This window comes from Vreelandella arcis, from assembly GCF_900103865.1.
Lineage (GTDB): Bacteria > Pseudomonadota > Gammaproteobacteria > Pseudomonadales > Halomonadaceae > Vreelandella > Vreelandella arcis.
This window is the reverse complement of the sequence record NZ_FNII01000013.1, coordinates 105,148-114,950: the sequence shown is the minus strand read 5'-3', so window position 1 is coordinate 114,950 and position 9,803 is coordinate 105,148. Positions and strand designations below refer to the sequence as shown.

Below are 9,803 nucleotides of genomic sequence, written 5' to 3'. Positions count from 1 at the left end.
GGCTATCAAGTGGCTTGATGACGTTGAAGTAGGCCGGTACCGGCAATCCCGCGGTTCAACACCCCCATTCGGCTTCCTGATGAATGAGGCGGGATTATTACTCATTAACGGAGCACTTAATTATTCCTGAGTGTTTGTGCGTGGCTAAATCCAGCTGGGAAGAACTCTCAGAAGAAGATCAGGAGATTATTCGTGAGGTAGCTCAAGAGGCTTCTGAACGTCAGCGTGAACTGTGGGTAGAAAGCTCTGAGAAGAGTCGCCAAATCGTTCTCGACCATGGCGTTGAGATTAATGAAGTAAATGATAAAGCCGCCTTCCAAACGCTTATGGATCCGATGTATGAAGAGTTTATTGCCAATAACCCAGGCACAGGTGAGCTGATCGAGGAAATTCGCGCCGCCGAATAATGTTTTCACCCATACGCTCCCGGCAGTTAACCCCTGCCGGGAGTTGAAAAGGAAATGTGCCGTGAGTATCGAACTTGAATCGTCGGTCGATAAAGAAAACGTGGAACAAAGCGGCCCGCTGGATCGACTCTTAGATAGCGTCGCCAGCGTATGCATTCTGGTCGCGGGTATACTCTTAGTTGCCCTGATCGCTATATTTGGGTGGTTAGTCTTTGGCCGATATGTGCTAAATAACACGCCGACTTGGGTTGAGCAAGCCGCGTTATTAATGGTTGTTTATATTACCTGTTTAGGCGCAGCGGCAGGAGTTAGGCACCACAGCCATCTCAATATCGATTTTATTCGTGAGAGCTTTACCGGCCCTTTACGCGGTTTAATGTATCACCTTGCGGATCTTTTTATTCTATCGTTTGGTGGGTTTATGGCCTTCCAGGGTTGGATATTAGTGACCACAAACCTGAATAGAGCCATTCCCATGATAGGTATGTCAGAGAGTTGGCGTGCGGCCCCTCTTGTGATATGTGGTGTCTTAATTATGATTTTTTCAGCCGCTGATATAGCGCAGCGCTTAATGTCTCGAAAAGTTAAGAGGGTTTAAACGATGGGTCTTATTATTCTTTTCGGGATCTTTTTTCTAGGGCTTTTAGTCGGCACACCCGTGGCGTTTGCTGTTGGCTTGGCGGCGGTTGTTACCTTCCTTTATGAAGGTTTGCCACTGTTTGTTGCTTTCCAGCGTATTCTTTCCGGTGTTTCCGTTTTCTCATTGCTGGCTATTCCCTTCTTTATTTTTGCCGGGGAGTTAATGATGCACGGCGGCATCTCCAACCGCCTTGTGCGCTTGGCTTCGGCAATGGTGGGCAAAGTACGCGGTGGTTTGGGCATGGTGAATATTAGCTCTTCCATGCTGTTTGGGGGGATCTCCGGCTCTGCCGTGGCAGATACCTCGGCGCTAGGTTCTATCCTCATCCCGGTAATGAAAGAGAAAGGCTACGATGCCGACTATGCCGTCAACGTTACGGTCACCTCCTCGGTTGCCGGTGTGGTGATCCCCCCTAGTCATAATATGATTTTGTATGCGGTAGCGGCGGGTGGTGGTATCTCCGTTACCCAGTTGTTTATTGCCGGTATTGTTCCTGGCGTTTTAATGTGCCTTAGCTTAGCCGTTGCTGCCTATGTGGTAGCCGTAAAACGTGGCTATAAAGGCGAAGCATTCCCTGGCTGGTATGCCTTGATGATCAGCTTTTTCGCTTCTATACCAGGCCTAATGACCGCCGTGATTATTGTCGGCGGGGTGCTCTCGGGTATTTTAACCGTCACGGAGTCGGGTGCCTTCGGTGCGATCTACGCCATTGTGGTGACTGGTCTGGTTTACCGCGAATTGACCTGGGCCTCATTCAAAGCCGCTGTCGTTCAATCGGTAAAAACCACTTCATTGGTAATGATTTTGGTCGGGTGTGCATCGGCTTTTTCCTACCTGCTGGCGCTCTACAATGTTCCGGAAATGCTGACCACTGGGCTAATGGCTATTTCCGATAAGCCCGTGGTTATTTTCCTTATGCTTAATATCATTCTGTTGATTTTAGGCATGATTATGGACATGGCTGCGCTAATTCTTATCTGCACGCCTATTTTCCTGCCGGTTGCCATGCAGTTCGGTATGGATCCAATTCAATTTGGCATTATTCTGATGATGAACTTGGGGCTGGGCTTATGTACGCCCCCGGTAGGTGCCTGTCTGTTTGTTGGCTGCGTGATCGGAAAAATTAAAATCGAGGAAGCGGTGCGCACTATTTGGCCGTTCTTCTTAGCGCTGTTTGCAGCCTTAATGCTGGTGACTTACGTACCCGCTATTTCGTTAACGCTACCCAGCTTTTTCCAATAAGGGCGCTTTCAGTAAAGCCGCTAAAAGGGCAGATCGATTATGAAAGTCGTCGCTATAAACACCCATATCCTCGATTACCAACTTGATACGGCGTTTGAGAGTGCCTCAATGCACTTTTCGCGCCGCCAACACTGTCTGGTCGAAATCGTCTGCGACGATGGCACCATCGGCTGGGGCGAGTGCTTAGGACCTGCAAAGCCTAATGCTGCGATCGTTGAGGTCTACGCGCAATCGCTAATCGGTGAAGATCCGCTGCAGACGGAGAAAATCTGGCTAACCCTGTATAACCGGCTACGCGACCAAGGCCAGCGCGGGTTAACCGTGACGGCTTTGAGCGGGATTGATATTGCGCTTTGGGATATCAAAGGCAAGCACTTTGGCGTGCCGATCTCGACGCTGTTGGGCGGGCGCTTTCGCGAGAGTGTACGTGCTTACGCCACGGGTTCGTTCGCCCGGGCAGGGGTTGATCGGGTCACCGATATTGCCGCTGAAGTGGCGGGCTATCGTCGCGAAGGCTTTCACGCCGTCAAGATTAAAATCGGCTTCGACGTCGAAGAAGACCTGGCAGTGATTGCCGCCGTGCGCGATGCCATCGGTCCGGATATGCGCATGATGATCGATGCCAATCATGGTTATGACTACCTGGAAGCGATTGAGCTGGGGCATCGTGCATCGCCTTATGGTATCGACTGGTTTGAAGAGCCTGTGTTGCCGGAGCAAATTTCTACCTACGAAGCCGTTCGAGCCGGTCAGCCGATTCCCGTTGCCAGTGGTGAAAATTGGCACGGCCGTTATGCCATGCAGGAGCCGTTGGCTCGCCGTGTGGTAGATATTGTGCAACCGGATATTTGCGGCGTGGGTGGTTTTAGCGAAATGCGTCGGGTCGCTGATATGGCGGCCATGCACGGTGTGCGCTTGGTACCCCACGTATGGGGTACGGCAGTATGTTTGGCGGCAAGCCTGCAGTTTATGGCTGCTTTACCGCCCAACCCGCCACGTCGCAAGCCGATTGAGCCGATTATGGAGTTTGATCGTACCGAAAATCCTTTCCGTCAGGCTATCGTGCAAACACCTCTGGAGCATCACAAAGGCGTGATGACGATTCCCGATGGCCCAGGGTTGGGTATTGAAATTAACCGCGATGCGCTATCCACCTACGCACTCAGGGAGAAATAACGGTGTCTATCCCCGCTAACACACGCCCGCTAACCGGTTCGCCGCCACGCTTAAAAGCGCCGGCAGGGGCAACCGATTGCCATGTTCACCTATACCTACCTGGCTATGAAACGCAGCCAGGCGGCCCTAAAATTCCTGAACTGGCAACGGTCGCCGATTACCAAGCCCTTCAAAAGTGGCTCTCGCTAGAGCGCGTGGTGGTGACTCAGCCGAATGCCTACCAGTTTGATAACCGTGCGATTTTACAAGGCGTGGCAGAAATCGGCCAAGAGCACGCCCGGGCGATTGTGGTAGTGGCGCCGGATACGTCTGAATCAGAAATCGAAGCGATGCACACCCAAGGCGCGCGTGGGGCCAGGATTATGCAGCTACCCGGCGGCGCCGTGGGCATTGATAAGCTCGCTGAGGTTGAGGAACGTATACGTGCGTTTGGTTGGCACTTAATGGTGCAGTTTAATGGCCGTGAGTTAGACGACTACATGGCCACGCTAAAAGCGATCAAAACCGACTATATCATTGATCATATTGGCAAGTTTATGCCTCCCGTGGCTGCCGATGATGCCCGCGTTGATCAAATGCTGAGCTTGCTGGATCGTGGTAATGCGTGGATAAAAATCTGCGCGGGCTATGAAGCCAGCCTAAGCGGCGGGCCGGAGTATACCGATGTGGGGCCCATTGCCAAGCGGCTTATCCAACACGCCCCCGAGCGGGTTATCTGGGGAACGAACTGGCCCCATGTCGGCGTCCCACGTGAGCAGTACCCCGACGATGCCGAGCAGCTTGATGTGTTGCTGCATTGGGCGGACGAAAACACCCGTCAAAAGATTCTGGTGGATAACCCCGCTAAGCTCTATGGCTTTTAAATCGATGGTTTTCAAAACAGCTTGTTATGTTCGTTTTCACAGCGTGACGGTTGCCAACGTGGCTTTAAAAAGCACAGCTTTTATAAAATAGGAAGGAGTGAGTATGTTAAACCGTATTCTCGTTACCGGCGCTGCAGGTGGTTTGGGCAAAAGCCTGCGGCCTCATTTATCCAAACTCGCCAAACATGTTCGGCTTTCTGATATTGCTGATTTAGGCACGGCGGGTGAAGGAGAAGAGCTGGTTCAGGCCGATCTTAGCGATATGCAGGCCGTCGCTGATCTGGTGCGCGATTGCGACGGTATCGTTCATTTGGGCGGTATGTCGGTCGAGAGCCCCTGGGAGGCCATTTTGCAGGCCAATATCATGGGGACTTACCATCTTTATGAGGCGGCCCGGAAACAGGGTAAACCACGCATTGTGTTTGCCAGTTCCAACCACACCATCGGCTTTTATGAGCGTCATCAACGGATAGACTCTCAGGTAGTGCAAAAGCCGGACTCGCTGTATGGCGTGTCAAAGTGCTTTGGTGAAAACCTGGCTAGCTTTTATCACGACAAATTTGGCGTTGAGACGCTCAGCGTTAGAATTGGCTCCTGCTTCGATAAGCCTGCCGATACCCGCATGATGGCCACCTGGTTGAGTCTGGCGGATTTTGTCAGCCTGTTACAGCGTGCCTTTGTAACACCACGTTTAGGCTATACGGTGATCTACGGCGCGTCTGATAATGCGGAAAAATGGTGGGACAACTCCCATGCCGGTTTCTTGGGCTGGCGCCCGCAAGACAGCTCTGAGCCATGGCGGGAAGAGACCGAACAGCAGGATCGGGGCATTGATGGCAATGATTTAGCCGTACGCTATCAGGGCGGCAAGTTCACAAAAATAGGCCACCCTGACGACGTTTAATGGTACTCAAAAGCGCTAGGTTGTACGATATAATACAACTTAGACATTAAAAAAGGATTGCTTTCATGGCCAAAAACAGCGCAACGGCATCTGCCCTAAAACCGCTTCAAGTAAGTAAAGTGACGCAGCAGGGAAGCTTGTCCGTGCATGTGGCCGACCAATTGGAAGCGTTGATCACCCAGGGCAAGGTGGGGGTGGGGGAGAAACTGCCCACCGAGAACAGCCTGTGTGACTCTTTTGGGGTGAGTCGAACGGTGATCCGTGAGGCGATTACCCATCTTAAATCTCTGGGGCTGGTGGAGACCCGCCGTGGTGTCGGTACTTCGGTACTACGCTCTTCTACGGTAGAGGCCCGGCCTGCTGAGCGCATTAACCCCACCACGGTGGAAGATATCTTACACCTGCTGGAGCTTCGGTTAACCTTAGAGCCTGCGGCAGCTGAATTAGCTGCCTTACGCCATGATGATGAAGATCGTCAGCGGCTAGAGACTCAGCACCTTGCCTTCAGTAATGCGTTTGTCGCCAAAACCCAAGCTCGTGAAGAGGATTACCTGTTCCACTTTGCGATTGCCACCGCGACCAAAAACCCTTTCTTTCAATCTTTTTATAAGCAGTGGAGTCAAAGCGTGATCCCCCGCGCCAAACTGCTGAGTACTGATATTAACCCGATCTCCTCAGAGCGGTACTTAGAGCGAGTTCAGGAAGAGCACACCTATATTCTCGAGGCTATTCTTTCCCGCGATGCGCAAGCCGCCCGCGAAACGATGTTTCAGCACCTTAACCGGGCGCGCAACACCTATGCCCAGTATCGCGACCAGTGATATCACTGACCTATATGAGGAGCGATGTATGACGATTCGAGGCGAAATGCTGATCGGTCAGCAAACAGTGACCGGTACTCAAGCCAATATCCAAGCCGTTAACCCCGCTACCGGCGAAAAGCTAGACCCCATCTACGTCGGTGGCAGTCGAGCCCACGTTGAGCAGGCCACTGAGCTGGCTGAAACGGCGTATGCCACCTACCGCGAAACGTCGCTCGAAGAGCGCGCTACGTTTCTTGAAACTATCGCCAGCGAAATTGAAGCGATCGGCAGCGAGCTGGTTGAGCGTGCCATGGCCGAAACCGGGCTGCCCCAGGCGCGCATCGAGGGCGAGCGGGGCAGAACCTGCGGGCAACTGCGGCTATTCGCCTCTGTTGTGCGTGCCGGTGAGTGGTTAGATGTACGCATTGACCCGGCCATGCCGGATCGCCAGCCGATGCCCCGCGCCGATCTGCGCCAACGCCATATTGCGCTAGGCCCCGTAGCGGTGTTCGGTGCCAGCAACTTTCCGCTGGCGTTCTCAGTGGCGGGTGGCGATACCGCATCAGCCTTAGCGGCTGGCTGCCCGGTGGTGGTGAAAGGCCACTCTGCGCACCCAGGCACCTCTGAGTTGGTCGGTCAGGCGATTCAAAAAGCCGTGAAAGCTTGCCACTTGCCGGAAGGCGTTTTCTCACTGCTGTTTGGTGCCGGTAACGAAATCGGCCAGGCGCTGGTCGATGATCCGCGCATCCAGGCAGTTGGTTTCACTGGCTCACGCAGTGGCGGCATGGCGCTGATGAAAACCGCCCAGGCACGCCCGCAGCCGATCCCGGTCTACGCCGAGATGAGCAGCATTAACCCCGTTTTCATATTACCGGCGGCGCTCAAGGCGCGCGGTAAAGAGCTGGGCGAAGCCTTCGTCGGTTCGCTCAATATGGGCGCGGGCCAGTTCTGCACCAACCCAGGTCTTGTCATCGCGGTGAAAGGCCCTGAGCTTGACGCTTTCACAGAAGCTGCAAAAGGCGCAGTGGAAGCTAGCGGCGCGCAGACCATGCTAACGCCGGGTATCCACAGTGCTTATCAAGGTGGCGTCGCAAGCCTAAGCGGTGCCACCAAGGTGCGTGAAATCGCACGTGGCCAAACCGGCGGCGACTATCAATGCCAGACCGGCCTGTTTGCCGCCTCAGCGAGTGACTTCCTCGCATCAAAAGCACTGCAAGCGGAAGTGTTCGGCGCCAGCTCGCTGATTGTCGAGTGCGCAGATGCGGCGGAAGTAAAACGCGTGGCTGAGCAGCTAGAGGGCCAGCTCACCGCAACATTGCATATGGACGACGCTGACTTGGATGCTGCTAAAGCATTACTGCCGACGCTTGAGCGCAAAGCAGGACGTATTCTCGCCAATGGCTGGCCCACCGGTGTTGAGGTATGCCATGCCATGGTGCACGGCGGGCCGTTCCCAGCAACGTCTGATTCGCGCACGACTTCCGTTGGCTCGGCGGCCATTCACCGCTTCCTACGGCCGGTTTGTTACCAGGCTCTGCCTGAAGGCCTGTTGCCCGATGCGCTAAAAGAGGGTAACCCGCTGAAGGTGTCGCGGTTAGTCGACGGCAAACGCGAACTGTAAAAGATAACTGGCCCTATTGCAGTTCAAAAGCAGGCAGTCATTGCCTGCTTTTTTTAATGCTTATTTAAAATAAAATTAATAAATAACAGTTGGTTAAATAATGCTATGAGTGATGATATTACGATTTCTCTAGAAGAAGCCGAAGCGCTGAGTAACAAGGTGCTCACCCATAACGGCTTTAGCCAGAACCATGCTGACGCGATTACGCGCAGCGTCATGGCGGCCCAGTGTGATGAGTGCCATTCCCACGGCTTATACCGGCTGATTGGCTGTGTCCAAACCGCCTTAAATGGCGGCGTGGATACCCAAGCCGAGCCGACTATCACTGATCAGGCAGCGAGCGTCGTCAACGTTAACGCCAATAAGGGCTGCTCACTGCTATCGTTTGAAATGGGTAAGCCCCATCTGATCGAGAAAGCGAAACGCAGTGGGATAGCGGCGCTTGCCATTAATAACAGTTTCCACTTCTCAGCCTTGTGGCCCGAGGTTGAAGCGCTTTCAGCAGAGAGGCTGGTGGCGTTAGCGATGACGCCGAGCCACGCCTTTGTGGCCCCGGCAGGCGGTACTTCGCCCCTCTTGGGCACCAATCCCATCGCTTTTTCGTGGCCACGCCCTGATGGCACACCCTATACGTTTGACTTTGCCACCAGCGTGGTCGCCCGCGGCGAGATAGAGCTACATCGGCGTGCGGGTAAATCGATCCCCGAAGGGTGGGCGATGGATAGTGAGGGGAATTCGACCACTGACCCAGTGGCAGCTCTCGCTGGCGCTATGTTGCCGTTTGGCAGTTATAAAGGCTCAGCGCTTTCCACCATGGTGGAACTGCTGGCGGGCCCACTGATTGGCGACCTGTTCGGTCATGAAACCCAGGCAGCGAATGCAGAGAAAACCGGCAAGCCGTTTCATGGCGAGCTGATTATCGCGATGTCGCCAGAGGCGTTTTTAGGCAAGGACGCTGAGAGCCATCTCAACCACGCTGAAGTCCTTTTCGAAAATATTCTAGGCCAAGGTGCGCGCTTGCCTTCCCAGCGACGCTTTGAGGCAAGAGCACGAAGCCGGGTTAATGGCATTACTTTCCCCAAAGCACTTTATGACGAGCTTAACGCGCTGGTAACTCAATCACAGCGATAAAAAAACATGAGGCATCGTTGGTGAGAGGGGACAACCATGCTTGAAATATTAGCCATTACCACACCGATCTTTTTAGTTATCGGTATGGGCTATGTGGCTATGTGGCTATGCGCGTGAGGATCATCAGCCGGGCGCAGATGCAGGGGGTCGGCAATTTCGTGATGTACTTTGCGCTACCTGCTCTGGTGATTCGTGCCCTGACGCAAAATCCGCTCGAAGAGGTGTTTAACGTAGATTATTTATTGGCCTATGGATTGGGCTCGGTGATTATCTTCTTCTTGGCCTTGTGGCTAGCCATTTTCATCAAGAAAAATAACCTGCAAACCGGGGCGATGTTTGCCCTGGGGATGTCGGCTTCCAATAGCGCCTTCACCGGCTATCCGGTAGCGGCAATGGTGATAGGGCCGCCGGCGGTCACCTTTCTGACCTTAAGTATGATTGTTGAGAATCTGCTGATCATACCCGCCGCATTGATACTGGCGGAGGTGGGGCGACAGTCGGGCAGTGGGCTTTCTAGTACTCTTAAGCAAACGGCTAGCCAGCTGATAAAAAATCCTGTCTTGATGGCCATTTTCATCGGTGTCGTGATCGCCATATCGGGGGTTAGCTTGCCGGGCCCAGTGACCAAGGCGATTGATATGGTGGCGAACGCGGCAGGGCCCGCGGCACTCTTTGCCATAGGGGGAACGCTCTACGGCCTTCATGTGCGCGGCGTAGTTATGGATGTTAGCCAAATCGTGGTGGGTAAACTCATTCTCCATCCGCTGGCGATCGTGCTGGCTTTTTTAATTATGCCCAAGTCAGATCCACTACTGCTAGTAGGCGCGATACTCTTTGCCGCTGCTCCCATGGCGAGTATCTATCCGCTGTTGGGCCAGCGTTACGGTATGGCAGACATTGCCGCAGGCGCCTTGATGGCCGCCATTCTGACGTCGTTTGTGACGTTCAGTATGGTGATAGGGCTGATGACCTATTTCGGATTGCTCTCCTAAGCTTTGTCTGAAAACCTGAATTTG

At 53.6% G+C, this 9,803-nt stretch carries 10 protein-coding genes; all 10 read left to right on the top strand.

Annotation, left to right across the window (positions count from 1 at the left end; all coding sequences use genetic code 11):
- Window positions 1–83: 83 nt before the first annotated feature.
- Window positions 84–407, top strand: coding sequence for a type 2 periplasmic-binding domain-containing protein (locus BLR97_RS15325; protein WP_280140201.1), 324 nt, complete (start codon window positions 84–86; stop codon window positions 405–407).
- 61 nt (window positions 408–468) lie between these two features.
- On the top strand, window positions 469–1,005 hold the full coding sequence (locus BLR97_RS15320; protein ID WP_089707391.1) for a TRAP transporter small permease: 537 nt from the start codon (window positions 469–471) through the stop codon (window positions 1,003–1,005).
- Between the two features lie 3 nt (window positions 1,006–1,008).
- Window positions 1,009–2,289 carry a TRAP transporter large permease gene (locus BLR97_RS15315; RefSeq protein WP_089707390.1) on the top strand — a complete coding sequence of 427 codons (1,281 nt, stop codon included), beginning with the start codon at window positions 1,009–1,011 and terminating at the stop codon, window positions 2,287–2,289.
- 39 nt (window positions 2,290–2,328) lie between these two features.
- Complete coding sequence (locus BLR97_RS15310) at window positions 2,329–3,465, top strand: mandelate racemase/muconate lactonizing enzyme family protein (protein WP_089707389.1); 1,137 nt, start codon at window positions 2,329–2,331, stop codon at window positions 3,463–3,465.
- A 2-nt stretch (window positions 3,466–3,467) separates the two neighbouring features.
- Window positions 3,468–4,328, top strand: a complete 861-nt coding sequence (locus tag BLR97_RS15305; protein ID WP_244511326.1) for an amidohydrolase family protein — start codon at window positions 3,468–3,470, stop codon at window positions 4,326–4,328.
- A gap of 103 nt (window positions 4,329–4,431) precedes the next feature.
- Window positions 4,432–5,232 carry an NAD-dependent epimerase/dehydratase family protein gene (locus tag BLR97_RS15300; protein WP_089707387.1) on the top strand — a complete coding sequence of 267 codons (801 nt, stop codon included), beginning with the start codon at window positions 4,432–4,434 and terminating at the stop codon, window positions 5,230–5,232.
- 65 nt (window positions 5,233–5,297) lie between these two features.
- Complete coding sequence (locus BLR97_RS15295; protein WP_170833042.1) at window positions 5,298–6,053, top strand: FadR/GntR family transcriptional regulator; 756 nt, start codon at window positions 5,298–5,300, stop codon at window positions 6,051–6,053.
- Between the two features lie 28 nt (window positions 6,054–6,081).
- Window positions 6,082–7,656, top strand: a complete 1,575-nt coding sequence (locus tag BLR97_RS15290) for an aldehyde dehydrogenase (NADP(+)) (protein ID WP_089707386.1) — start codon at window positions 6,082–6,084, stop codon at window positions 7,654–7,656.
- Between the two features lie 105 nt (window positions 7,657–7,761).
- Window positions 7,762–8,787 (top strand): Ldh family oxidoreductase, encoded by a 1,026-nt coding sequence (locus BLR97_RS15285; protein ID WP_089707385.1) that lies wholly within the window; start codon window positions 7,762–7,764, stop codon window positions 8,785–8,787.
- Between the two features lie 107 nt (window positions 8,788–8,894).
- The gene (locus BLR97_RS15280) at window positions 8,895–9,779 is read left to right on the top strand and encodes an AEC family transporter (RefSeq protein WP_340147943.1); all 885 of its coding nucleotides are present in this window, start codon (window positions 8,895–8,897) and stop codon (window positions 9,777–9,779) included.
- Window positions 9,780–9,803 lie beyond the last annotated feature (24 nt).